Here is a 26,055-nt window from a genome sequence, read left to right as displayed (position 1 = left end):
CTATTGCCTATTGCTTATCGCCTATCGGCTATCGGCTATCGCCTATCGCCTATCGCCAGCCACCAATCGCCTCGAAGATAGCCCGGTCGTGATAGGGATTCGGTACCGTCGCCTGCGGTTGGGCCAGCAGGTACTCGGCCATCTCCTCGAAGGGGCGGGTGCATTCCTCTTTGCCAGGCCCTTCCATCTCAAACAGCGTCTTGCCGGCGAGCCGTGATCGGCGGATGAGATCGTGGTACGGCACCCGACCAATAATCTTTGTGCCCACCTTCTCGGCAAACTGGTCAAGCAGGTTGGTGCCGCCACCATATTCGTAATCGACCCGATTGGCGATAATCCCGGCCAGCTTGACTTTGTGGCGCTGCGATTTCTGCGCAATCGCCAGACATAGCCGGTTGGCCGCGAAGATGCTGTCGAAATCGTTGCAGGCGATGATCAGACCGTAGTCGGCATAGTTGAGCGGCGCGGAAAAACCGCCACACACCACGTCACCGAGCACGTCGAACACTATCACATCGTATTTGTCATAAAGACCAAACTCTTTCAGCAGTTTAACCGTCTCGCCAACCACATAACCACCGCAGCCACTACCGGCTGGCGGGCCGCCTGACTCGAGCGTATCGACGCCGGCAAAGCCGGTGTGGATCACATCTTCTTTGCTCACATCTTCCAGATGGAAATTGACGCTATCCAGCACGTCAATGACGGTCGGCTGCAAATGACCGGTGAGCGGAAAGGTGCTGTCGTGCTTCGGATCGCAGCCGATCTGGAGCACTTTGGCGCCTTTGAGCGCCATTGCTGCTGAGAGGTTGGCTGAGGTGGTCGATTTGCCGATCCCACCCTTGCCATAGATCGCGAGGATGATGGACATGGACAACTCCTTCTCGTAGGCCGGCATTGCCAGCATCTGTTGACTGCGCAGTCTTGATCCGGGCAAATTCCGATCAGTCTGTTCCTTGAGCGACCTGTACCGCCGGTTCCAGCTCGCAGCCAAACTCGCGTCGGTAGACATCGGCGTAGCGCGCGAGTGCGCGATAGACGTACCCCGGTACGATGCGGCGTTCGAGCCTGCCATGCCGTTGGCGCACAAACGTCAGGTTACGCAGAAGTTTCATCTCGATCACCGAACGGGCAAATTCGAGACCCTTCGGCCCGCTGCGGCGTTGAATGAAGGCAACCAGTTGACGGATCAGCCACGGCGCGCGCCGCGGTGGTTTGCGCAGCATCTGAATGTAGGCCGGCATGCCACGGGTGCGGTCACCGCCACTGATCGGCTCGCGTTCCTCGACGTAGGGGCGTAGCAGATCATACAGCTCGGCTCCGCGCTCAGTGCGGATGAGCGTCCATTGCCAGCGTTCGGTTGGCGGCAGTGGCGCGCCCATGTAGCCGATCGTCAGATCTGACAACCCGTTCTGATAGTCGAAACAGCTCAGGCAGGCCGGCGGGAATACGCCTATCTCGCCACCCAGTTTCGATACGTCCAGATCGACGAAGTTGACCTTCTCGATAGTACCATCTTCATGCTTGAGCCAGATACGGAAATCTTGCATGAACTCGTGGTGAACAACCGTCTCTGGCGAGCGTGAGACCACTTGCAAGAAACGTTGCAGATCGGGGTACGTTGTATTATCGGTGCAGGGTATCCCGATCACATACAGTCGTTCGAGGCCGAGTTGATCTTCGATGGCGCGCAGCGCATGCACCTGGCAGCCCGTGCCGATGTAGGCGATGCGGCGGAGTCCGGTCTGCCGCACTTGCGTGAGCACATCGAGGGTTGGCGCAAGACACGGCTTGTTGCCGCGGGTAGCCCGTACCTCTTCGGGGGTGCGGGCCAGAATCGGCATCGGCGCGAAGCGGGTGCCGGGCACGGCGGCAGTCGTAATCACCCCTTCGACCAGTCCCCGTTCGAGCAATAGTGCGCCGAGACTGGTAACGGCGCCACTCCATTGGGCATCGGGAACCGGCGGCTTCATGCGAAAGACGCGCAGCTCGCGGTAGATGCCGAAGAGGAGTTCGTCACCGTCACGTCGGTTGCGACCGTGCAAACGTCGTTCAATCTCTTCGGCGCGATTATTAACAAAGACGCAGCTCTGCGCCATCAGCGGGCGCAACTCGCCAGTGCAAATACCGCAGTCACTACACAGCTTGGGCCGACCGGCCAACCGTTCTTCGCGCGCCAGCAACCCGATTTCAGTCAATGGGCGCGGCGGTTGGGAACGGCGCGGCATTTTGGGTGACATGGCTGTGTTCATGCGCCCAGCTCCTCTTTGGCCGCCAGCAGCACCTGAGCCGTGATCACTGCGTGACCGCGCTGGCGCGCATATTTCTCAACATTTCCCCGCACCCGACCGCGCACGAAGAAGGGCACTTTCTTGAGCATCGCTTCGGCATCAGCGGCCCATACCGGATCGACCGGAGTGGCCGGCGCAGCCGACGCTGCTGGCGCAGGAGCAGTGACTGACGGCGCTGCCACGGCAACGACCGGTTCATCGACCGGTTTGGGCGTCTCGATCGCTACAGCCGTCGGCGCCGGTTCTGGCAACGAAGTTGCATCTGCTTCTTTCGCCTGTTCGGGCAAGTCAAGACCGGCATCGCCGAACAGATCGATCAAGTGCTTCTCCATACCGAGGGTGCAGGTCGTATACACCTCGTCGGCAATCACGTCAGCTCCATCGAAACCGAGGAAAGGCCGATAGGCCAGCAGATGGTTCTCGATATGGGTTGGCGGCGAAATCACCATACAGTTCAGGTCGTAGCGTCGAGACGTATGGCGCTCCATCTGAGTGCCACAGACCAGTTCGGGGCGGAGTTCGGCAATGCGCGCAGCCACCTTCTGGAATTCATCGGTCACCAGCAGTTCATCGACATAATCGGCCAGTTGCTCGCGCACCCAATCGGCCTGATGCTTGACATAGGTGCCGGCGCCGGCGATTGGCATGCCCAGCTCGTCGCGCAAAAAGCGCGTGATACCAACCACGTGGGTGGCATCGCCGAAGACGAAGGCCGGTTTCCCTGAGAAGCTATCCATGTCGGCAGTGCGGGCCAGCCACGGCACAGCCGAAGGAGCTGACATGCCATCGAGCGAAAAGGCGGTCAACGGCGGCATCGGAATCTCGGCGCCAGCCTGGGCCAGCAGCTCGCGCAGACGTTCGATCCAGCGCAGAGTTGGTTGCACCCCAATCGGCGCATCGAGCAGCGCCGGCACGCCAAACTGCTCTTCGAGGTACAGAGCCGCGCGCAGTCCCAGTTCACGGTACGGCGCAATTGTCAGCCACGCCGCCGGCAGGCGTTTCAAATCGGCGATGGTCGCGCCCCACGGCGCAACCACGTTCACCTCAACGCCAAGGGTTTTCAGCATGCGGCGCAGGCTGATCAGATCGTGGCGGGCATGAAAGCCGAGCGAGGCCGGCCCTAAAATATTGACCGTTGGTCGTTCGGTGCGTGACTGCGGTTTGGCAAAACGCTTCACCAGATCGGTGAAAAGACTTTCGGCGGCGACAATCTCTTGCATGCGGTAGGGATTGGCGTCGTACACCATCACCTCGCACTGAAGACCGGCATGCTGAGCCGCGATCTCCAGATTCTCTTGCAGCAAGATCGTCGAGCACGAAGCGACGACGACGATCAGATCGGGATGGACACGCTCTTCTACCTGCCGCAACGTTTCCGGTAGCCGGATAGTGCCGCGGGCCAGATCGGTGCCGCTGACCACGCTGGTTGTCATCGCCGGAAAGTTGGGGGTGCGGTCGAGCATGGCGAAGATCGCATTGACATAATCGTCACCCTGCGGGGCATGAAAGACGGCGTGAACATTGCGCATGCTGTTGGCAATGCGACCAACGCCATGGTGAGCGGTACCCTCGTACATCCAGTAAGCCAGACGCATAGTATCGGCTCCTCTATCGAGTTCCTGCGGCCTGTTGCAGTGGTCGCCGGTAGACTATTCCAGGTTGTGGTGGTGCTGACAACATCGAGCCAGCCGCACAACAGCGTTTAACTCCTCTCCATGGCTTGCCTGCATCTTGCTGCCCTACGACTGTAACGAGATAACGCCACCGGGTGAACTGGGCATCATGCCGGTCAGCCAGATCGGGTCGGAACCGAGCGGGTCGAGTTTGGCATGCCGTTCGAGCGCGCGGGTAAACGATGTGACCAGCGCGTTGACTCCGGCCCAGCCGTGGATGGGCAAAAAGCAGTATTCGGTGCCCCATTTGGCGACCACACCCTGACCGACGAGCGGGTTGGTGGTGATGATGTTGGAGATAATCAGATCGGGTTTGGTTTCAGCGATTGTGCGCAACTGGCGGTGAAAATTGGCCTGCTCGACCAGTCGCACCCCTTCGAGCGCCGCCAGTTCAGCCGCGTGGAAGCGCCGGTTGATGTAGGGTGTCGAGCACTCAACCACCTCAGCGCCACAGGCCTTGAGGAAGCGCGCCAATGGCAGCTCCATCAGCGTATCGCTGGCAAAAAAGATCTTCTTGCCGCGCAGCAGGTCGGTATGGCGTTTGATCCGCTCCCAGGCTGCGGCTTCCCGCTCGCTCAGATCAATCTTCATGCCAAATTGCGCGGCCAGATCTTCCCAGAAACGGCGCGTACCGTCCGGCCCAAAGGGGAAGAGCGATGAGAGCACGGTGCAGTCGCGCTCATTGCGCAGTTGTGTCGCGGTCTTGTGCAGGTAGGGTTGCAGCGGCGCGACAACAGTGCCTGGCCCGATTGGCGGTAGCTCGCTAAAGTGGCTGGCAGGCAAGAAACCGGCCACCGGAATGCCGAGGCGAGCCGCTTCAAGCGAAAAATCGTCGGCAATCGCATCGTTCACCGAACCGAGGAAGACAACGCGCTTGTCTTCGGGTGGAGCCGGCGGGCAGAAGGGGATCAGGGCCTGCAAGACCGAGTCTTCGCTCTGCGAGAAGGTGTAATCGAGGCCAGAAGCAGGCACAAACAGTACCGGCACTTCGGGAGTGCTGACTGATGCGGCCAGTCCTTCAAACTCCACCTTCATCACTTCCGGCGTACACGACGAGAGCAGGAAGATAACCGAGGGATGGTGCTCGCGCTTGATCTCTTCGATCTGGGCCGAAATATCGGGTTGCGACGAGCTGAGATCTGCTTCCTCCAGCAACGAGACGGCAAAGCGTGGCCGGGCGAAGATCATTACGCCGAGCGTGTTTTGCAGCAGGTGAGCGCAGGTGTGGGTGCCAAGGATGAGGAAGAAGCTGTCTTTGATCTTCTGGTAGAGCCAGCCGACGCTGACGAGGCCGCAGAACGAGTGGTAGAGGCCATCCTCGCGGATGGTGCTTGCTTTGTGCATAGCGCCTCCTCGCAGTGTAGTGCCGATTTGGAACTACTGAGTTTAATAATATTGTAGCATAAAAAGCAAGAAGGTGAAGTATAAACAAATCCGGTGCAAAATCAGTGCATAAAATGTAACAACAGTTGGCGCGCCGTATCTGTGGTGGTTTCTCCGGAGGGCTGCTTGATTGCGTAGCCCTCCGGCAGTGGTGGCGGGCATTTTACGCTGCTGCCCAATCGCGCGGGCGCAAAAATTCGGCCATCGCCGCTTCGGGGGATCCGGGTTCCGGCTGATAGTTGAATTCCCAGCGCGCCAACGGTGGTAACGACATCAAAATCGCTTCGATATTGCCGCCGGTTTGCAACCCAAACAGAGTGCCGCGATCATAGATCAGATTGAATTCGACGTAGCGACCGCGCCGGTAGAGCTGCCACGACCGTTCGCGTTCGCCGTAGGGGGTGTGCATGCGGCGGTGAACGATTGGCAGGTAGGCATTGAGGATGGTGGTAATGCCATCGCTGACAAAGGCGAACGCGCGCTCAAAGCCATCTGTCCCCGCTGGATTGAGATCGTCAAAGAAGATACCGCCAATCCCGCGCATTTCGTTGCGGTGTTTGAGAAAGAAGTAGCGGTCGCAGGTCTCTTTCATGGTCTGATAGTCGGCTATCGGGTGGCGCGCGCAGTAGTCGCGCAGGGTGACGTGGAAGTGGCGGGCATCTTCCTCAAACCCATAGCTCGGTGTCAGATCCATGCCGCCGCCAAACCACCAGTCTTCGCCGGCCTCAAAGTAGCGAAAATTGGCGTGAAAGGCGGGTACGTAAGGATTGCGCGGGTGCAAGACCATCGAAATTCCGGTAGCAAAGTAGGGTTGGCCGCGGGTCGAGGGGCGGTGTTGCCAGATACTCGGCGGAACCTCTTCGCCGTAGACTGCCGAGACGTTGACGCCGGCGCGCTCAAAGACGGCGCCATCAGTCATTATACGGGCAGTTCCGCCACCTCCGCCGGGTCGTTCCCAACTGTAAGCGATAAAGTGTTGCTGACCGTCGGTCGCTTCAAAAGCGGCGCAGAGTTGTTGTTGGCCGGCGCGCATCAGCTCGTAGACGGTCGCGCGCGTGTCGGTAACGGTCATCACTGCCTCCTTTGCCTGGTAGCGCTTGCTCACAATTGCGCGAAGGCTTCTTCCGCCGCCGACAGGGTCTGGTCGATGTCAGCAGCGGTATGCGCAGTGCTGACAAAACCGGCTTCAAACTGTGATGGAGCCAGGTAAACACCCCGTTCAGCCATCGCCCAGAAGAAACGGGCGTAGCGTTGCGGATCGGCATTGGCCTTCGCTTCTGCGTAGTTGGTGATCTGAGTGTCAGGATGGCGCAGGAAGTAGCAGCCAAACATCGTGCCCACGTTGCCAACCTGCAACGGAATACGGTAGCGCTCGCCCAATTCGCGCAGACCGTTAGCCAGGTTGGTGGTGAGCGCAATCGCCTGCCGGAACGCTACGCCATCACCGGCAAATGCCGCGCGCAGCGTGGTCAGTCCGGCAATCATTGCCAGCGGATTGCCGCTCAGAGTGCCGGCCTGATACATTGGCCCGGCTGGAGCGACTAGTTGCATATATTGCCGTTTGCCGGCGTAGGCGCCAACCGGCAGGCCGCCGCCGATGACCTTCCCCAGACAGGTCAGGTCGGGGTCGAGGCCCCACAGCGCCTGTGCCCCGCCGGGAGCAACGCGAAAGCCGGTCATCACTTCGTCGAGAATGAAGATGGCGCCGTGGCGCTGAGTGAGTTCGCGCAATCCGCTGAGAAAGCCGGGTTTGGGTAGCACGAAACCCATATTGGCGGCAATCGGCTCGACAATGACTGCCGCGATCTCTTGCCCTCGGTTGGCGAAGAGTGAGGCTGCCGCATCGAGATCGTTGTATTCGATGGTGATGGTTTCGGCGGCCACCGAGGGTGGTACGCCGGGACTATCAGGCAGGCCGAGCGTGGCGACTCCGCTCCCGGCCTGTACCAGCAGCATATCGGCGTGACCGTGGTAGCAACCGTTGAATTTGACAATCAGGCGTCGTCCGGTAGCGGCGCGGGCCAGGCGTAGCGCGCTCATTGTCGCTTCGGTGCCGCTATTGACGAAGCGAATCTGTTCAATTGATGGCACCAGCTCGATGACCAGCCGGGCCAGCTCGGTCTCGAGTTCGGTTGGCGCGCCGAAACTGGTACCGCGCTGCGCCTGTTCGGCTATTGCGCTGACTACCGTGGGGTGAGCATGGCCGAGCAGTAACGGCCCCCACGAGAGCACGTAATCGATGTAGCGGTTCCCGTCAACATCCCAGAGATAAGCGCCTTGCCCGCGTTCGAAGAAGATTGGGGTGCCGCCGACGCCACGGAAGGCGCGTACCGGCGAGTTGACGCCACCGGGAATCACCGCTTGCGCGGCGGCGAAGTTGGCCTGGGAACGAGCGTAGCGCTCGGTTGCAACACTCATTGCATAACCTCCTGCAAAACCGACGTCGTAGTCGGCAACGGGAAGGATTGAACAAATTCTACTAAGTAGCGCACGTGATCAACCGGGGTTTCGGTCAGAATGCCGTGTCCAAGGTTGAAGATGTGACCGGGTCGTCCGCCAGCGCGTTCCAGAATCTCGCGGGCGCGGGTAGCGATGAGTTCTGGTGGAGCAAAGAGCGTCATCGGATCGAGGTTGCCCTGCACTGCGTGCTCGTAACCGTATTGCGCCCAGGCTTTATCGAGATCGATGCGCCAGTCAACGCCCAGTACGTCTGCGCCGAGCTGGCGCAATTCCCCGGCCAGTCCGGCCATGTCGGTGCCGAAGTAGATAATTGGCGGCGCGGCGTCACCTAGACGCGCGCGGACGGTCGTCATCACCTGTTGCGTGTGTCGCAACACGTAATCGCGATAATCGGCAGGCGCGAGCGCGCCGGCCCAGCTATCGAAGATCTGTACCGCATCAGCGCCTGCTTCCACCTGCGCGATCAGGTATTCGGCTACCAGGTTGCTGAGCCGCTCCATCAGCGTGTGCCAGGCCGCCGGCTGCTCGTACATGAATCGTTTGGTCAGGCGGTACTCTTTCGAACCGCCGCCTTCAATGGCGTAGCTGGCCAGCGTGAAGGGAGCGCCGCTAAAGCCAATCAGCGGCAAACCGTTGAGTTCACGTTTCACCAGCCGCAACGCTTCGAGCGTGTATGCCACCGTCTCGCGTGGATCGCATACCTGCAATCCTGCCACATCACCGGCCTGACGAACCGGGTTGTGGATAACCGGCCCTTCCCCCTTTTCGTAGGTGAGCCGGAAGCCTAACCCCTCTAGCGGTGGCAAAATATCGGCAAAAATGATCGCTGCATCCACCCCAAATGCCTGTATCGGTTGCAGTGTTACTTCGGCGGCTACTTCGGGGGTTTTGACCATTTGCAAAAAGCCGTATCGCTCGCGCACGGCGCGGTATTCAGGCATGTAACGACCGGCTTGCCGCATCAGCCAGATCGGGGTGCGGTCAACTGGCTGGCGGCGGCAGGCGCGGAGAAAACGATCGCGCATAGTGTCTCCTCGCGTGTTATTACAAATCCGAGCGCGCCGTTTATCCCAGCCACTCGGCAGCTTCTTTCGCCCAATACGTAATGATCATGTCAGCGCCGGCGCGGCGAATCGCAGTGAGCATTTCGAGCGCAATCCGCTGCTCGTCAAGCCAGCCCTGCATCGCCGCCGCCTTAACCATGCTGTACTCACCGCTGACCTGATAGGCGGCAAGCGGTAAGGTGTGGCGGTCGCGCACCTGGCGAATGATGTCAAGATAAGCCAGCGCCGGTTTGACCATCAGGATGTCGGCGCCTTCCGCCACATCGAGATCGACTTCGCGCAGCGCCTCGCGCGCATTAGCCGGATCCATCTGATACTGGCTGCGATCGCCGAATTGGGGAGGGCTTTCGGCGGCGTCACGGAAGGGGCCGTAGAATCCGCTGGCATATTTGGCAGCGTAACTCATAATTGAGGTGTGGCTGAAACCGGCAGCGTCGAGCGCGGCACGGATGGTTGCCACCATGCCATCGATCATGCCAGAGGGGGCAATGATGTCGGCGCCGGCGCGGGCATGCACGACCGATGCTTCCGCGAGCAGAGCGAGCGTCGGATCGTTGAGCAGATAACCTTCGCCGAGTTGAGGCTGAAAATCGCTTCGGTCAGGCGTATTGAGCACGCCGCAATGGCCGTGGTCGGTATACTCGCAGAAACACATATCGCTGATAACGACCATGCCTGGCACGGCTGCTTTGATAGCGCGGATAGCCTGGGGCACAATCCCATCCGGATCGGCGTTCTCGCTCCCGCAAGAGTCTTTGTGGGCCGGAATGCCGAAGAGTAAGACGGCGCGAATGCCACGTTCAGCCAGTGCAATTGCCTCCTGCGCGGCCTGATCGGGCGACATCTGAAACTGGCCGGGCATCGAGCGGATGGCTATTCGGAGGTCGTGCCCGTGACGCACAAAGATTGGCGCAATCAGTTGGGCGGGTGTCAGCCGGGTTTCGCGCACCAGATCGCGCAGCGCAGGACTGACACGCAGCCGTCGCGGACGGTGTAGCGGAGTGGGTAGATGGCCGGTAATGCCATTGGTGGCCGGTATCCGGTCAGAGAGCGTTTCCATAGTCATTTACTCCATCCATCGTTCAGTACGCCTTGAGTGCCTGACTCTCTTTGGGTCAATCTTGTTGCGCATGGTGAGCAATAAACACCTGTTCCAGCGCGGCGATCAGCGCGTCGTCGTTTGGTCGCGCGGCAATGGCCGCTACCGGCAATCCCAATTCATCGCACGCAGCCGCAGTGCTGGGGCCGATGCAGACCAGCGCTGGCAGTTGCGCAGACGGTGGCATGAGCGAACGCAACTGGCGCGCCGCCGAACCACTGGCAAGCACAATGGCATCAACTGCGCCGGCTTGCAATGCAGCCGCGAGATCAGCCGCGCCTGGGCCGGCAATCGTGCAATAGGCCGTCACCCGATCTACGATTGCGCCGGCGGCGCGCAGGTTTGTCGCCAGCGTCGGCGGAGCAATATCTGCGCAGGGCAGCAACACGCGCTTGCCGGTGAGCAACCCCATTGCCTGTGGTAACGCTGCCCCTACCTCTTCGTCGGGCACGCTGGTCGGGGCGCGTCCCCAAATATGCCGGCAATCAGCAGCAGTTCCTTTGCCAACGGCAGCAATGGCGGTGGTGTCCGGCACTGTCACCCCGGCCAGCGCCTGCACCGCCTGCCGGCTGGTCACAACCAGCCAGTCGTATTCGCCGGCAGCAAGGCGACCAATTGCCTGTTGCAAGGGAGCCGGATCGGCTGGTGGCGCATAAGCAATCAGAGGGGTAAGCAGCGGAATTGCTCCCAACGCGCGCAATCGTTCGGCGAGCGTATCGCCGCGCCCTGCCGGACGTGTGATCGCAATCCGACGACCGGCCAGACCACTCATTGCCGCGCCTCCAGTTGGCTACGGATCGAAGCCAGAATGGCGTCTCCTCCCTGCGCGAGCAAGGTTTCAGCGACGGCAACGCCCAACGCCTCTGCCTGATCAACTGCGCCGCTTTGTTCCGCAAACACCAGCGCGCTGCCATCGAGTGCGCCGATCATGCCACGGAGATGAATGCCTGATGGAGTCACTGCTGCATGCGCTGCCACCGGCACCTGACAACCGCCTTCAAGCCGGCGCAGCAGGGCGCGTTCGGCCAGCGCAGCGGCCCGCGCCGCCGGATCATCGAGGGTGGCTACCACAGCGCGGGTCGTGGCATCATCGGCGCGGGTCTCAATTGCTAAAATGCCCTGTGACACTGCCGGTAGCATCACCTGTGGATCGAGCGGGAAGACAACCGCTTCACCAATTGTTGCGCCGGGTGTGCCATCCCACAACCCCAACCGGCGCAGGCCGGCAGCGGCCAGAATCAGTGCATCGTACTGACCTTCGGCAAGCTTGCGTAGTCGGGTGTCAACATTGCCGCGCACATCGGCCAGTTGCAGATCGGGCCGATGGTGGCGCAACTGGCTGGCGCGACGCAGGCTAGAGGTGCCCACCCGCGCCCCGCGCGGCAGGCTGGTCAGATCGTGACCCAGACCGTTCTGCCGCAAGACCAGCGCGTCACGCGGATCTTCTCGCGCCGGAAAAGCGGACAGAGTCAGGCCGGTCGGCGTTTCAGTGGGCATATCTTTGGCGCTATGCACGCAGAGATCAACCTCCCCTGCCAGCAATGCCTGTTCCAGCTCTTTGACGAACAACCCCTTGTCACCGACTGCCGATAGCGCCACATCAAGCACGCGATCGCCGGTGGTTGTAATCACCCGCAGTTCAACGGAGAGATCGGGCAAAGCGGCGCGTAACGCGCTGGCGACCCATTCTGACTGCGCGCGGGCCAGGGCCGAACCGCGGGTGCCGAGGAGTAAGCGAGTCATAGTTCCTCTCATCAATGCAACATAACGCAAAGGTGTGATAGTGTTGGTCGCGCATAGCGCTAATCGATCTCATCTGCCCTGGCTCAGGGTGCGGATAGTTCCCTGGGGCCAGGGCTACGCAGGCGGAACCGCTGCGCGGCAACGGCAAATCAATCGCGTGACCGACGCTGACCAAATCCCTGTTCCGCTTACCCAACCGGCTCTGTATTGCCTATCACGCTTACCGTTCGCTCAGTGCCGTGTTCCAGATTAAACAGCTCGGCCAGCATAGTCGCGTAGCGTTTGCCCTGACCGTGAGCGGCAGCCTCGCGTAAGCAGCGGGTCGGTGGATGAAGCAGTTTATTCACGATACTGCGTGACAATCCTTCGATCACGGCCCGTTGTTCGGGCGAGAGATTGTTCAGGCGGCGCAGCGCGCGCTCCAACTCCTCGTTGCGCACCTCTTCAGCTCGTTGACGGAGCATGGTCAACACCGGTAATGCTTCCTGTGTGCGCCACCAGTCGATGAACTCGCGCACCTGCTCTTCCACAATCTGCTGCGCAATCTCGATCACGGCGCTGCGCAGCTCAATCGTATGACTCACCACTTCGCGTAAATCGTCAACGGTGAAGAGATGAACGCCGGGCAATTGAGCAACATCAGCAGCAATATCGCGCGGCACTGCCAGATCGATCAGCAGCATTGCCGGCGGATCGCAATCGCCGCAGGCGCGAGCGCGCTGTTTATGCTCCAGCGCATCGGCAACGTGGTGGCGGTAGATGATCGGTACCGGGGCAGCGGTTGAACTGATGACAATATCGGCGCGAGCCAGGGCTTCGGGCAATGCGCTAAAATCAAGCATCTCAGCGCCGTAACGCTCGGCCAACGCGGCGGCGCGCGCCGATGTCCGGTTCACAATCGTCAGCCGATCGGCGCCGTTGGCAATCAGATTCTGCGCCGCCAGTTCACTCACTTCGCCGCCACCGATCAGCAACACCTCGCGTCCACGCAGATCGCCGAGACGGCGTCTGGCCAGCTCTACCCCGGCCTGCGAGACGCTGGCCGCGCCGCGACCGATCGTTGTCTCGTGACGCACCCGTTTGCCGGCTACCAGCGCAATCTGGAAGAGGCGATGTAGCGTCGAACCGACGCTGCCAATGCGTTGCGCTGCTTCATACGCCGAGCGCACCTGCCCCTGAATCTGAGCCTCTCCTAATACGAGCGAACGCAAGCCGGCTGCAGTGGCGCATAGGTGACGGACGACGGCTTCACCCTGGTAAAAGTAGAGGGTATGGACGAAGCTGTTGATAGGTCGATGATGAAAGCTGGCGAGAAAATCAACCACGTGTTGCGCGGTTGTCCCGGCATTGGCAACCCCGTAGATCTCAACTCGATTGCATGTTGATAGAATGACGGCCTCGGCAAACAGCGGCGTTGCGCCGTTTTCGGCCTGAGTCAGTTGCATCAGCGCTGATGGTAAATCGGTCTGACTGAAAGCAAGTTGTTCGCGAATTTCAACCGGCGCAGTAGTGTGATCGAGACCGGCAAGGAGCAGATTCATACCCCTGATCCTTTGCTCTGCAAAGCTTCTACGATAACGAATGCGACCTTCCCCTCCATCCAGCCGGGTATTGGCAGCAACAACCCGGTATGCCTGCGCCAGCGCGCCGTTGCTCTGGCGCAGGCCTCTGTATTATACTGCCGATCAGTTTAAAAATCTGCGTATTTCTATACTTTCCTATGCATCTCCCATGACCGCAACCAGTTGACCCAGCTCGCGGCGCTGACTGCGGAATGCGCTGACATCGATAGCGCGCAGCATAACCAGCGCGACACCGAGGATCAGCGCCTCGATCAGGAATACGGTAGCGTAAGAGCCGGTTGGGCCGGCAACCAGCGCAGTGAGGTCGCGGATCATCCCGGCCAGCAGGTTGCCCAGACCGCGCGCGGCAGCGTCAGCGACACCCCATGCGCCAATGAACAGACCGACTTGTTGCGGTGTTGTCATGTCGAGCATCAATGCCAGATTTGTGGCAGTGGCGATACCGGTGCCGAAACCGAGAATTGCGACTGCCGGCACAAACAGTGGTTGCAGGCGCAGGATCCCGCTCAGCGCGATCAGTGTGAGACCGGTTGCAGCAATAGCGCCACCCAGCATTGCGCCGCGCTTATTGCTCAGCCAGCGGCTAAACAAGATGCCGTGCAGCAACAGCGCAAGCAGCGTTGCGCTACCCCATGTTGCCGTCAACTGGGTGGTTTCACGCACACTCATGCCAAAAGCTGCTGCGCCATAGGGTTCAAGCAGCACATCCTGACCGAGGATCGCCGAGAGCATGAGCATCAGATAGATGAAAAACCGGCGGGCGAGCGGATCGGCGACCACAGTGCGCACCGAGTCAACGGCGCTGTGGCGCTCTTCGTGGCTAACCGGTGTAGCGTTGCGCGGCTCAAGTCCGATCAGTCCCAACGTGGCAATAGTCAGAGCAACGCTGGCGCAGATCGCGAAGACTTCGATCAGACGCTCAGGCGTGTAGTGCTCAAGCGCGCGTCCCGCTCCGATCGCAGTGCCGATCACGGCGGTAATCATCATAAACCACATCACCGCGATGGTTCGCGAGCGCAGATGCGCGGGTGACATATCGCTCGCCAGCGAGAGATACGAGACGACCGCCGTGTTGAAACCGACGCCCCACATGCCAAAGATGAGCAGTGCCAGCGCCAGCCCCGGCCAGAAGCTGGCATCCATGGCAAAGGCGGCAAATGGCGTCAACGCCGCGCCGATGACGCAGAGCAAGATGCCGAGGGCAATATACGGCGTGCGCCGATAGCCGCCGATCGGATGGCGATCGGAGAACTGGCCGATGAAGACCTGGATCGGCGAGAAGAGATGCGGCAGGATGATGAGCGCCGCGACTACACTGGCCATGATGCCCAGTTCGTGAATCATGATCCGGTTAAGAACGCCGGTGATTGGCACTAAACTGATGGCAACAGCGACATGGAGCATGCCAAGACGAATCATCTTAAACCAGCTCATCCTACACTCCTCTCTTCTGTAATGCCTTCGAGCCGATCTTCGAGATCGTGATATATCTCTTGCAGGCGATTGAGCGTCGCTTCATCGGCGGCCCAGAAGCCGCGTCCGGCAGCTTCGAGCAAGCGGCGCACGACCCCGGCGGCGGCGGCTGGATTGAGCGCGGCCATGCGTTCACGCATTGCGTCATCAAGCGCGTAGGTTGCCGCAATCTCGTCGTAAATCCAGCCTTCCACGGCATTGGCAGTCGCGCTCCAGCCATACGTATGGTTGACGCGAGCTTCGATCTCGCGCACCCCGGCGAAGCCATGCGCCAGCATGGCCTCGTGCCACTTCGGATTCAGCAGCTTGGCGCGCGTCTCAAGCCGTAGCATCGTCTCAATCGAGGCGATCCGACTGGCGCCAGGCGCGCTAATCGCGTCAGCGACCAGCACCGGCGGCGCTTCACCACGCAGTCGCTCCACACTCTTGGCGACACCGCCGAGATTTTCGTAGTAGTTGTCGATGTCGGTCAGACCAACCTCAAAACTGTCAATGTTTTGGAATGTCGCCTGCACGTGCCGCAATGCCCCTTCAAGCAGACCGCGCGCCTCGCGCCACTGACCACTGGCGGTTCGCGCGAAACTCTTGCGGGACAGGAAAGCATCGCTCAACTGATCTTCACTCTCCCAGGTTCCACTTTCGACCAGGAAGTTCACATTTGCGCCGTAGCTGCCGGGCGCGTTGGCAAAGACGCGGATCGCCGCTTCTTCAAGCGTTATACCCGTCTCAGCCATCTGTGCCAGCGCGTGGGATCGCACAAAATTCCACTCTGGCGGCTCATCGGCGACAGCCGCCAGATACGCCGCCCGATCGATCAGCCGCATCTGGTTGCCGAGCAGATCGCGGAAGATGCCGCTCACTGTGACGACGACATCGATGCGCGGTCGGCCCAGTTCGGACAATGGCCGCAGTGTCACATCGGCTACATTTCCCAGCTCGTCGATGACCGGACGGGCGCCCATCAGGGCCAGCACCTGAGCGACACCTTCACAATCGCTCTTGAGATTATCAGTGCCCCACAACACAATTGCGATGCTTTCTGGCCACCGCCCTTGTTCGGCGCGCAGGCGGGAAGCCAGTTCATGCGCCAGCGCTTCGCCCCGCTGCATCGCGGCTGGGGTTGGCACCCGGTACGGATCGAGAGCAAATAGATTGCGTCCAGTTGGGAGCACTGCCGGATTGCGCACCGCGTCGTTACTGGGTGAGGGTGGGATAAAACCGCCGCGCAAACCGTGCAGCAGGTTGCGCAGCTCGTGATTGGTGAGCAAGCCGTTACGTAGCTCGGCCAGTTTCGGCCAGAGTGGGCGCAAGGCCGTTTCAGGGGTCAGATCGGCCAGTTGAGCTGCGGCGGCACGCGCGCCAGCGGCAGCGTCAGGCGCTTCGGCATAGGCCAGCATTGCCGCGCGGCCACGGGCTTCGATTGCGCGAAGCTGGTTTTGCGCCGTCAGGTCATTGCTCAAGCGGGCACAGAGCTGCTGATAGTCAATTCCCATCCCGCGCGCAATCAGCGCCGGCAGGCCACCATCGGGCTGCAGGCTGGCATAGAGGAACAAGAAGTCGGCCAGCTCGGCGGGAGCCGGCGGTTGACCAAGCACGTGCAGGCCGAGCGGGATCATGCGCTGCTCGATCCGGAGCAGCTCGTGAGCCAGACCGGCTACATCGGCGCGCTCGTCGCCGCTATTCTCCATCGGGATCCCGAGTTGGGCAGCCCGATCGCGCAGATCGGCTGCCAGTGCCGGGTCGGGATTGCGCTCATACTGCTCGATGGCATCACGAAGGGCGCGCAATCCTTTGTAGAGGCCGGCCTGTTGCACTGGCGGCACCAGATAGCTGACCAGCGTTGCCGCGCCGCGCCGTTTGGCAATCGCTGCCTCGCTAGGGTTATTCACACTGTAGACATAGAAGTTAGGTAGTGGCCCGATCAGGCGCAGCGGCCAGCAGCGCGCGCTCAGCCCCACCTGCTTGCCCGGCATAAATTCCATTGCGCCGTGCGTGCCCAGATGGATTACCGCATCGGCGCGGAATTTGTGCGTGATCCAGGTATAAAAGGCGGCGAAGGCGTGATTTGGCGCCGCATCTTTGGCCAGTAACAGGCGCATCGGATCGCGCTCATAGCCGAAACTGGGTTGCACACCGATAAAGATATTCCCGAAGTGACGGCCAAGGATGCGAATGCCACGCGAATCGCGCAGCAATTCACCTGGCGCCGGTCCCCAATAGGGTTCAATCTCGGTGTAGTGCGGGAACAACCGACGATACTCATCGGCGCTCAGCCAATCAGCAATATGAGCATCGGCGCCATGCGCCGGGCCATCGGCCAGCAACAGACGACGCAATTCATCAACATTGTGTGGCACTTCAACCCGGTAGCCATCGGCAGCCAGCGCCTGCAACAGGTTGTACAGGCTGGCAAAGACATCGAGATACGCCGCCGTGCCGACCGTCCCTAATGACGGTGGAAAGTTATAAATCACCACTGCCAGCCGTTTTTGGGCGTTCGGCGTCTGCCGCAGCGCCACCCGGCGGGCAATTCGCTCGGCAATCTGATCGATCTCAGCCTGTGCCGGCGCAAAGCGCTGACCATCAGCCGCCGGACCGCCAAAGATCATCGGCTCAGCAGCGCCTTCGAGTTCGGGAATCGCCACGCTCAATGCCTGTTGCACCGGCGCCAGACCATTGTCATCGGCGTGCCAATCATCGAGCCGCTGAAAAGCCAGCGGCACCAATCCCAGATAGGGGCGATCGAAGCGGATGAGCGCCTCAGCAGCCTGCTGGGGTTGACTCTCAGCCGGGCCACCGACCAGCGCAAATCCGGTAGCATTCACCAGCAGATCGACATCAGCCAGCTCCTTTTCCAGCAAAGGCCGCATATCGAGGCCGGCGGCATAGGCAATACGCGCCTCGAGGCCGCGCGCCTCGATGGCGCGCGCCAGCGCTTCGAGATGTGACGTATTGCCGCTCAACACCACCGTGCGCAGGGTCAGAATCCCGACCTTCCCGCCGCCGGGAATCCGCTTGCCGCGCCAGCGCCGGTAATCTTGTAACGAAGCGAATAGCTCAGGCGCATCGGGGTGATAGATGGCGGTATCAGGATAGGATAGCGGATCGAGCTGTGGCAATTTGGGCCGTGGTTGCGGACCATAACGACTGATCAAGACGCAAAGCAGGCGGTAAAGGTTTTCAGGCGAAGCATTCAGCCAGTACTGATGACTGGTGATATACGTATAAAGATCGCGCGAGGTGCCGGGAATAACCTTTAGCACCTTACTGAGGTTACGCAAAATCGCCAGTTGGCGGCGAGCTTCACCGGCCCCACCCTGTGGACGAAGTTTCTGAACCCAGCGTCGCAGTGGGCCCGGCTCAGTCTCACTCTCGCGGCGCAGCGAAAAGCCACCGATCCGCGTGCAACGGATCAAAGCCGGGTTGGAGGTGATGATCAGCGTAGGTTGTTCGCAACGAGCCAGCCGGCCGATGAGCGGTCGCACCAGATCCTCGCTGAACAGACGCGCGCCAAAGATAAAATCGGCTTTGGCTAAATCGCGATCGAGCTGTGCCCATCCCGCTGCATCGCGCAACATCGTTGCGTCGTACACCGCCAGACTCAGCGTAACCTTGTGCTCGCGCCGCAGGCGATCTGCAGCCGCCAGTAATGCCGGACGATGATTGCCGTCGATGGTTAGCACCACGAAATGCATTGGCGTTCCTCACCACTCGTGCTGGGCTAAACCGTTTCTCAGTGAACGCGAACCCAAGGCGGCAGGAACTGCTCCTGCCGCCGGAGCCAATCGGGTTAGAATTGTCATGCTGGAGTTGCTTTCATCGCGTGAGATCGCTCACGCGCGCAGCAATTACCCCAAATACAGCGATAGCTACCGGTTCATTGGATTGCCGCAAACATCTCTGCGCCGTTGCTACTAGTCGGCTGCGGCGACCCGCGGTGTCCGGTTAGGACCGGGGTAGTTGGGGAAGCCAGGCAACCCCTTCCAGCGGATCGCTTCGGTTGTCTTGCGGGTTGGCAGACGGTAGATAGCCAGCAGCCGCAGCGCAATCGCCGCTTTCAGGCGAGCTGACTGAGCCAGTGCCACAGGATCATTGCGCCCCTCTAATTCTCGCAGCTTGCGGTCGTATTCGACCAGCTTATCCATGTAACCAAAGAAGCGTGGGTCGTCGAGGTTCATCGTTTCAGGGTAGACCTGGGTAGAAATATCGTTGCAGAGTCGGATAACCTTCTGATCGTAATCGCGCCAGTGCAGCCCGAGAGCGGCGTAGAAATTGGCCCGACGCGCGTCGTTCAGGTACATCGTCGCGTACACCGCGAGCAGGAAGAACCGGATCCAGCGCAAATTCGCGCCGCGCAGCATTTCGGGTTGCGAGCGCATCAACAAAGCGAAGAATTCACCGTGGCGGTACTCGTCATTGCACCACTGCTCAAACCACTTAAAGATCGGGTGAATGCAGTACTGCGGATTCTGTTCAAGATGACGATAAATGTGGATGTAGCGCGAGTAACCGATCTTCTCAGAGAGATAAACCGAGTAGAAGATAAACTTGGGCTGGAAATAGGTATATTTCTTGCGCTTCTGCAAGACGGTCAGATCGAGCGCGACATTCAAGTCGGCCATCGTGCGATTGAGGAAGCCGGCGTGGCGTCCCTCATCGCGGCTCATATACTTGAAAATCGCCTTCATGGTCGGATCGTGCAGATGCTTAACCATTTCGGCATAGAGCAGACAACCGCTAAATTCAGCCGTGCATGAGCGCTCGAGAAAATCGATGAACGCATCGCGCTCAGGCATATCATCGAAATTCTGCAAGAACTCATCGGTTCGCCGGAAGTGGGTGCGGTTGTAGTCGTAAGCGAACTCGTCGCGGATCCAGTCAAACTCGTCGCGCAGACCGTTGCGATCGATCTCGAGCTTATCGATAGCCTTGAAATCGGTGGTGTAGAAGCGAGGCGAGAGAATGGCCTCCTTGAGCGCATGGCGAGTGGTGCGGCTAAACTCGCCGGGCATTTCCATCATCAACGGGCTGATCCAGAACATCGTTACGCTCCTTTGCGATTTGGAAATTCCAGTCTGAATACCGGATTCACGCCTGCTCATCAGCCTCTGTTACGGATGTTCCACCAGCTCGTTGATCTCTACGAGACTGCTCTTCTTGGTCAGGAAACGGCGCAACCAGCTCGCTTTGTACAGCCGGATGGGGCTGCGGTAGCAGATCTCGCCATTCGTGCGACCGTCTTCGGTCGGTGGCAGGTGCATGATCTCAAGCGTATCGCCGGGCTGAATCTCCATACCGGGGGGCAAATCAACGTGGAAGTGGAAATGCTCATGTTCGCTCTGCAAGCGAACAAACCCCTCACCCTCCAGCAAAACCTCGCGGTTGTACCACTTGTGCAGCGCGAAGAAGGCTGCGCCAAGGGCCATTACAGCTAACAATCGTCGCATGCCTCGCTCCTTGTAGTCTCGTTTCTGAACTACGACCTTATCAAATCAGGCCCGTCGGGCCTCGATCAGCGTAACGTGATAAAACCTGCTACGGATCGGCTGGCTTCGTTGCACTCGCAAACCGGCGCGAGCCAGTATTTCCGCCACTTCCTGGTCGCGAATCATCTGAATTTCGGTGCGCCGTTGACTGTGGGGAAACCAGCCACCGATCCGGTGCAAAGCGGCGAGCAATGTGCTGTATGGCGCGTATGTCATGAGCAAGGTGTGGCCGGTCAGAGCCGCGAGATGGGTGCAAAGCTGGCCAAATGCCGGCTGCGGGTAGTGGATCAGCACATCAAAGCAGGCCACCACCTGCGCCGGTTCGCGCAGCGATTCAATATCGGCCTCGATGCACTCGATCCGGTCGGCCAGGCCGGCCTCAGCGGCAGCACGCTGGGTGGCTGCCACCATTTGTGGCGCGATGTCGGCGGCGCGCACTCGATAGCCACGGCGGGCCAGCATCAGACTGAACAGACCGACCCCACAGCCGACATCGAGCGCAGTAGTTGGCGGTGGTTGATCATCCAGCCATGCATCGGCGACTGCTAACATGCGGTTGTGGCCTTCGCGAATGCTTTGACGAACAAGCGACAACGGGGCGTTGCCGTAGATGGCTGACCAGCGCTCAAAGCCCAAACCGTTGAAATACTCGCGCAGTTGAGCTTTGTGCTGCGAGATCTCAAGCACGTCGTTCTCCTCTAGCTACGATGTAGTCCAAACTTGGAACTACGTTCACAAAGAATGAGTGCTTGCCAGGAGGTTATTGCCACACTTGATTGAGCCGGAATGTGTAGTGCTGAATCAAAACTACGAACGTTCAAACAAATTGTAGCATGAGAGTCAACAAAATGGAATATAGACAATGTTTGTGCAAAATCTTTGCGTTTGGTAAAGATCGGGCGAATAGCTGGTTAGAAAGGGTTTTTCCTGGCCTTGATTCCTGCAAATCGGGTTTTCAAAGGTGGGCAGTTTTTTGCATGAGTTGCGGGATAACCATTCTGTTAATGGTTTTCAGGTAATCAATTGCCGATAAGGTATCGATGCGCGCTCTATCATCGTGTCTCCTCTGTGTCCATGCGCGAGTGTGCAGTAACCGCAGTTGCCAGAGCGTGGGCGGTTACCGCTTTTCGCACTGAAAAAGGCGAGCGGGCACGCCATACGCTTCGGCGGTTCATCAGCAGTCTGCGCCGACAAAAGAGAGCGAGAGTGTTGCCTGAGAAGGATATAGAGACGCAGCGCGCAGCCTGTGATGTCGTTGGTGATTCTGCGCTCGCGCTGACACCAGAAACGCCAGGTCGCGCTAGCGCTCGCTTGCTGATGTGCTATGCAACGTCAGTTATGGCAAGCGTGCTATAATGGCTCAACGTAACTGAACTGCGGGCAATGGAGGAATGTTTCCACTATGCAAGGCTATGTTTTGCCGGTCACCGATACGCTGGATGATCGGATCGATCTGCGCAGTGATACGGTGACTCTGCCTTCGCCGACGATGCGCGCTGCAATGGCTCACGCTGCGCTGGGTGATGATGTGTACGGCGAAGATCCGACGGTCAATGCGCTCGAGCGCCTCGCTGCCGAACGGGTCGGCAAAGAAGCAGCGGTGCTGGTGCCCAGTGGCACGATGGGCAATCTGTCCGCGCTGCTTACCCATTGTCAGCGCGGTCAGCGCGTGATCCTCGGCAATGAGAGCCACATCTACAATTACGAAGCTGGCGGCGCCAGTGCGCTCGGTGGCTTGATCTACCACCCGCTGCCGACGGCTGCCGATGGTCGGATCGATCTCGATCTGCTGGCAGACGCAGCAACGCGCATTGATGATAGCCATTTTGCTCCTCCCGGCGTCATCTGCCTCGAGAACACCCATAATCGTTGTGGTGGGGTCGTCTTGAGTCCTGACTATCTGGCTCAAGTGCGCGAGCTGGCGCAGTCCCATGGCTTGCCGCTGCATCTCGATGGCGCGCGCATCTTTAATGCCGCCATTGCGCTCGGCGTGCCGGTTACCGCCTTGACCGCCCACGTCGATACAGTGATGTTCTGCCTCTCAAAAGGTCTCTCTGCGCCGATCGGTTCGCTGGTCGCCGGGCCGGCAGATGTGATTGCCCGCGTGCGCCGGGTTCGGAAGCAGCTCGGTGGCGGGATGCGGCAGGCCGGCGTGATTGCTGCCGCTGGTATCGTTGCGCTCAACGAAATGGTTGATAGGCTGGCTGAAGACCACGTGCATGCCCGACGCCTGGCTGCCGGGTTGGCCGAATTGCCCGGTATACAGATCGATCTCAATCGCGTGCAGACGAATATCGTTCGTTTTGATCTGGCGCATCCGCGCCTGAGCGTATCTGAATTTCTGGCAGCCTTGCGCACCCATGGCATTCTTATGGGAAGTATGAGTAGTACCAGCATTCGCGCTGTCACTCACTATGGGATCGAGGCGACGCATATTGAGCGGGTGATTAGCGTCGCTGCCGAAATCTTGGCGTAACCCGTAGCTACACCGCCTGACCGGTGGTTGGTATGATTGGCGATCTGTCGCATTCACCCGTCCTTTCGCTGCTGGTTTCGCTCGATACGAACGTATTGGCGGTAAGCCATACCAGCCATCCGTTGCTGCCATCGGTGAAACCGCTGCTGGCCGATCTGGTTCACGCAACCGAAGTCTCTGAGGTCTTTCTTAACGGGCAACGGTACGTGGTACAACGTGAACTGCTCTGGCATCAGGCGGGTGAACTGCTAGGAATGCTCCTGGTTTTTTGGCAACCAACTGAGTTGCTGTCTGATCGACGACTCGGCGAGATGGCACTGGCCATTGCGAGTAAGCTTGAGATCGAGCATGTGCTGGAACAGGTTGTGCGGTTCGCAATGGATCTGCTTGATGCTGATGCCGGCGCTCTGCCGATCTACGATCCTGATCGCGACCGGCTCTTGCCCGGCCATCTGGTGAATTTGCCGGTTGATCTGATCTCGCCGGTGACCGGTGAGCGGAAAGGGCTGATGTGGCAGATCATCAATCAGAATCGATCGCTGCTGATTGCCGACTATGCCGCTCAGTCGCATGTCTTGCCTGAACTGGTGCGAGCTGGCGTGCGTTCGTTGCTGGCAACGCCGATCAAGCATGGCAACACACCGTTAGGTATTCTGGCCCTCTATCGCATGCGCGATGAACCGTTTCAGGAACGGGATCGCGATCTCTTGCAGGCAATTGCGCGCCAGACCGCGATTGCTTTGCAGAGCGCCCGCATGTATCAGCGCGCTATCCGCAATGCTGATCAGCGTTACGCACTCTACCGGGCCAGCGTTGAGATTGGCGCTACCCTCGATCTTGCCCAACTCTATCAGGCCATTCATCGCGCCGTCAGCAAGCTGGTCGATCACGTCAGATTTGCTATTGCGCTACCGGTTGACCATCAGACGTTCGAGTATGTTTATCTGATTGCCCCAGCAGGTCAACATCCGACGCGACGAGAGTCGATTGCCAAAGGGGTTGCCGGGTATGTTTTGCGGGTAGGGGTCTCGTTGCGGTTGTCTGGCGCGCAGTCGTTGCCCGAACCGACAGCGTTGCCGGATCCTGAAATCGATGGCGATCTGACGCGGGGATCGTTGCTGGCTACGCCGCTCATTGTGGCCGATCGGATCATTGGTGCGCTGGTGGTGGCAAGCGACCGGCGTGATGCCTACACGACGAATGATTTAAGCGCGCTGGAAATGCTTGCCTCTACCGTGGCGGTGGCCCTGCACAATGCGCTGCGCTTCGCTCACCTGCAATCGCTGGCCATTACCGATACGCTCACCGAATTGGTCAACCGGCGCCAGTTTCTCCATTTGCTGCACCAGGAGATGGAACGCACGCGCCGTTATCAGCACCCGTTGAGCGTCGCTATTATTGACCTTGACCACTTTAAACTGGTGAATGATACCCACGGCCATCTGGTGGGAGATTGGGTCTTGCGCGAAATAGCGCAATGCTGTCGCCGACATCTGCGTGACATCGATACGCTGGCTCGCTATGGCGGTGAAGAGTTTAGTCTGATTTTGCCGGAAACTGATTACGAAGCCGCTTTACAGGTCGCCGATCGCCTTCGTCTCCTCATTGCCACCACACCGATGGCAATTGATGGACGATTGCTCAGCCTGACGTTGAGCATTGGCGTGGCAACCTTTCAATCGCAATTGCATACCGATCCGGCGCGGCTCATTGCCGACGCTGACCAGGCCCTCTATCTGGCGAAACGCCGAGGGCGCAATCTTGTTTGTGGCGCAAAGGAGCTTTCAACGTATGCCGAATCCTGATTTTACGTATGTGCAACGCATTCTGACCAGTCGGGTTTATGATGTGGTACAAGAGACGCCGTTGCAGCCGGCGCCATTGCTCAGCGCCCGGCTAGGGTTGCCGATCTTTTTTAAGCGCGAAGATTTGTTGCCGATCTTCTCGTTTAAGCTGCGCGGCGCCTACAACCGCATGGCGCATCTTAGTCCGGCTGAAAAGGAACGCGGCGTGATTACCGCTTCTGCCGGCAATCACGCTCAGGGTGTGGCCTATTCCGGCCAGCAGTTGGGTATCCGTACTACCATTGTGATGCCGGTGACCACACCCGAGATCAAGGTGGCTGCCTGCCGTCGGCGCAATGCCGAAGTGGTGCTCTACGGCGACAGCTATAGCGATGCCGAGGCGCATGCGTATCGGTTGCAACAAGAGCTGGGTTTGACGTTTATTCATCCTTACGACGATCCCCTGGTGATTGCCGGACAAGGCACGATTGGCCTGGAGATTTCCCAACAGATGCGCGCCGAACGCTATCGGGTCTTTGTCCCGGTTGGCGGTGGCGGTTTGATTGCCGGGATTGCGATCTTTCTCAAGAGTATCAATCCCAATATCGAAATCATTGCCGTTGAGCCAGATGACTCTGACGCCATGTATCAGAGTGTCCGCGCCGGCTATCGGGTGACGCTCGATCAGGTCGGTATCTTTGTCGATGGCGTGGCGGTGCGGCGCGTTGGCGAACACACCTTTGCCATCGTGCAACGGTACGTTGATGACTTCGTGCGCGTTACTACCGATGAGGTGTGCGCGGCCATCAAAGATGTGTTTGAAGATACCCGCGCGATTATGGAGCCGGCAGGGGCGCTGGCGGTGGCCGGATTGAAGCGCTACATTGCCGAGCGTGGCGCCGATCTGCCCGCAGTCGCGTTGACGTGTGGCGCAAACATGAATTTTGATCGCCTGCGTCACGTTGCCGAACGGGCCGAGATCGGCGAGCGGCGCGAGGCGCTCTTTGCAGTGACAATTCCCGAACAGCCCGGTTCGTTCAAGCAATTTTGCCGCGTGATCGGGCCGCACAATATCACCGAATTCAATTATCGCTACGCGCCGCGTCCTGACGCCAATGTCTTTGTTGGCGTGCAACTGACCGATGCCCGTCAGCGCCACGAGCTGGCCGAGCGGATGCGCAACGCCGGTTATACTGTGGTCGATCTTACCAATGACGAACTGGCGATTATCCATCTGCGCCATATGGTTGGTGGACGGGCGCCCGAAGCTGTCGATGAACGTCTCTTCTCCTTCGAGTTTCCTGAACGGCCAGGCGCATTGCTTCAATTTCTCGAGTCGCTCGATGCGTCGTGGAATATCAGCCTGTTCCACTACCGCAATCACGGTAGCGCTCACGGGCGTGTGCTGGCCGGGATTCAAGTGCCAGATGCCGATCTCGATCGGTTCTATGCTTCGTTGAGCCGCCTGGGTTATCCGTATCGCGAGCAGAGCGATAATCCGGCTTACCACCTGTTCTTGAAATAGATTGCTTGCGGCTGT

19 protein-coding genes are annotated in these 26,055 nt (G+C 59.4%); 3 read left to right on the top strand and 16 right to left on the bottom strand.

What is annotated here, in order from left to right:
• Nucleotides 1-49: 49 nt before the first annotated feature.
• The 16 genes from bchL to bchM form a co-directional block, all read right to left on the bottom strand.
• Nucleotides 50-871 carry a ferredoxin:protochlorophyllide reductase (ATP-dependent) iron-sulfur ATP-binding protein gene (bchL, locus tag Q0650_RS02255; protein ID WP_298815478.1) on the bottom strand — a complete coding sequence of 274 codons (822 nt, stop codon included), beginning with the start codon at nt 869-871 and terminating at the stop codon, nt 50-52.
• A gap of 73 nt (nt 872-944) precedes the next feature.
• Nucleotides 945-2,252 carry a Coenzyme F420 hydrogenase/dehydrogenase, beta subunit C-terminal domain gene (locus tag Q0650_RS02250; protein ID WP_298815476.1) on the bottom strand — a complete coding sequence of 436 codons (1,308 nt, stop codon included), beginning with the start codon at nt 2,250-2,252 and terminating at the stop codon, nt 945-947.
• On the bottom strand, nt 2,249-3,886 hold the full coding sequence (locus Q0650_RS02245; protein WP_298815474.1) for a ferredoxin:protochlorophyllide reductase (ATP-dependent) subunit B: 1,638 nt from the start codon (nt 3,884-3,886) through the stop codon (nt 2,249-2,251). Before Q0650_RS02245 ends, Q0650_RS02250 begins: the two co-directional genes overlap by 4 nt.
• A 144-nt stretch (nt 3,887-4,030) precedes the next feature.
• Nucleotides 4,031-5,308 (bottom strand): ferredoxin:protochlorophyllide reductase (ATP-dependent) subunit N, encoded by a 1,278-nt coding sequence (gene bchN / locus Q0650_RS02240; RefSeq protein ID WP_298815472.1) that lies wholly within the window; start codon nt 5,306-5,308, stop codon nt 4,031-4,033.
• Between the two features lie 202 nt (nt 5,309-5,510).
• A complete protein-coding gene (gene hemF, locus Q0650_RS02235) occupies nt 5,511-6,419 on the bottom strand; it encodes an oxygen-dependent coproporphyrinogen oxidase (RefSeq protein WP_298815470.1) in 909 nt (302 codons plus the stop codon).
• A 29-nt stretch (nt 6,420-6,448) separates the two neighbouring features.
• Complete coding sequence (gene hemL / locus Q0650_RS02230) at nt 6,449-7,765, bottom strand: glutamate-1-semialdehyde 2,1-aminomutase (protein ID WP_298815468.1); 1,317 nt, start codon at nt 7,763-7,765, stop codon at nt 6,449-6,451.
• Entirely contained in the window at nt 7,762-8,832 is a 1,071-nt protein-coding gene (hemE, locus tag Q0650_RS02225; RefSeq protein WP_298815466.1) for a uroporphyrinogen decarboxylase, read from the bottom strand. Before hemE ends, hemL begins: the two co-directional genes overlap by 4 nt.
• A 40-nt stretch (nt 8,833-8,872) precedes the next feature.
• Nucleotides 8,873-9,931: a porphobilinogen synthase gene (gene hemB, locus Q0650_RS02220; protein ID WP_298815464.1), complete on the bottom strand. Its 1,059-nt coding sequence runs from the start codon at nt 9,929-9,931 to the stop codon at nt 8,873-8,875.
• A 55-nt stretch (nt 9,932-9,986) separates the two neighbouring features.
• The gene (locus Q0650_RS02215; protein ID WP_298815459.1) at nt 9,987-10,742 is read right to left on the bottom strand and encodes a uroporphyrinogen-III synthase; all 756 of its coding nucleotides are present in this window, start codon (nt 10,740-10,742) and stop codon (nt 9,987-9,989) included.
• The gene (gene hemC / locus Q0650_RS02210; RefSeq protein WP_298815457.1) at nt 10,739-11,713 is read right to left on the bottom strand and encodes a hydroxymethylbilane synthase; all 975 of its coding nucleotides are present in this window, start codon (nt 11,711-11,713) and stop codon (nt 10,739-10,741) included. The genes Q0650_RS02215 and hemC overlap by 4 nt, the downstream gene beginning before the upstream one ends.
• Nucleotides 11,714-11,901: 188 nt before the next feature.
• The gene (gene hemA / locus Q0650_RS02205; RefSeq protein WP_298815456.1) at nt 11,902-13,254 is read right to left on the bottom strand and encodes a glutamyl-tRNA reductase; all 1,353 of its coding nucleotides are present in this window, start codon (nt 13,252-13,254) and stop codon (nt 11,902-11,904) included.
• A 177-nt stretch (nt 13,255-13,431) separates the two neighbouring features.
• Nucleotides 13,432-14,730 (bottom strand): BCD family MFS transporter, encoded by a 1,299-nt coding sequence (locus tag Q0650_RS02200; RefSeq protein ID WP_298815454.1) that lies wholly within the window; start codon nt 14,728-14,730, stop codon nt 13,432-13,434.
• A complete protein-coding gene (locus Q0650_RS02195) occupies nt 14,727-18,464 on the bottom strand; it encodes a magnesium chelatase subunit H (RefSeq protein WP_298815453.1) in 3,738 nt (1,245 codons plus the stop codon). Before Q0650_RS02195 ends, Q0650_RS02200 begins: the two co-directional genes overlap by 4 nt.
• Before the next feature lie 219 nt (nt 18,465-18,683).
• Nucleotides 18,684-19,811 carry a magnesium-protoporphyrin IX monomethyl ester (oxidative) cyclase gene (acsF, locus tag Q0650_RS02190; RefSeq protein WP_298815451.1) on the bottom strand — a complete coding sequence of 376 codons (1,128 nt, stop codon included), beginning with the start codon at nt 19,809-19,811 and terminating at the stop codon, nt 18,684-18,686.
• Nucleotides 19,812-19,880: 69 nt separating this feature from the next.
• Nucleotides 19,881-20,216: a hypothetical protein gene (locus tag Q0650_RS02185; RefSeq protein WP_298815449.1), complete on the bottom strand. Its 336-nt coding sequence runs from the start codon at nt 20,214-20,216 to the stop codon at nt 19,881-19,883.
• 45 nt (nt 20,217-20,261) lie between these two features.
• A complete protein-coding gene (gene bchM, locus Q0650_RS02180) occupies nt 20,262-20,942 on the bottom strand; it encodes a magnesium protoporphyrin IX methyltransferase (protein WP_298815447.1) in 681 nt (226 codons plus the stop codon).
• Between the two features lie 715 nt (nt 20,943-21,657).
• Here bchM and ltaE point away from each other — a divergent pair.
• From ltaE to ilvA, 3 genes are read left to right on the top strand one after another with little or no spacing between them, the layout of a single operon-like run.
• Nucleotides 21,658-22,731 carry a low-specificity L-threonine aldolase gene (gene ltaE / locus Q0650_RS02175; protein ID WP_298815445.1) on the top strand — a complete coding sequence of 358 codons (1,074 nt, stop codon included), beginning with the start codon at nt 21,658-21,660 and terminating at the stop codon, nt 22,729-22,731.
• Between the two features lie 32 nt (nt 22,732-22,763).
• On the top strand, nt 22,764-24,536 hold the full coding sequence (locus Q0650_RS02170; RefSeq protein ID WP_298815443.1) for a diguanylate cyclase: 1,773 nt from the start codon (nt 22,764-22,766) through the stop codon (nt 24,534-24,536).
• The gene (gene ilvA, locus Q0650_RS02165) at nt 24,523-26,040 is read left to right on the top strand and encodes a threonine ammonia-lyase, biosynthetic (protein ID WP_298815441.1); all 1,518 of its coding nucleotides are present in this window, start codon (nt 24,523-24,525) and stop codon (nt 26,038-26,040) included. Before Q0650_RS02170 ends, ilvA begins: the two co-directional genes overlap by 14 nt.
• Nucleotides 26,041-26,055: the final 15 nt, after the last annotated feature.

Source organism: uncultured Chloroflexus sp. (assembly GCF_937129525.1).
In the GTDB taxonomy this organism is placed as follows: domain Bacteria; phylum Chloroflexota; class Chloroflexia; order Chloroflexales; family Chloroflexaceae; genus Chloroflexus.
Note: the sequence above shows the minus strand (reverse complement) of the source record. Positions and strands in the feature narration are given on the sequence as shown.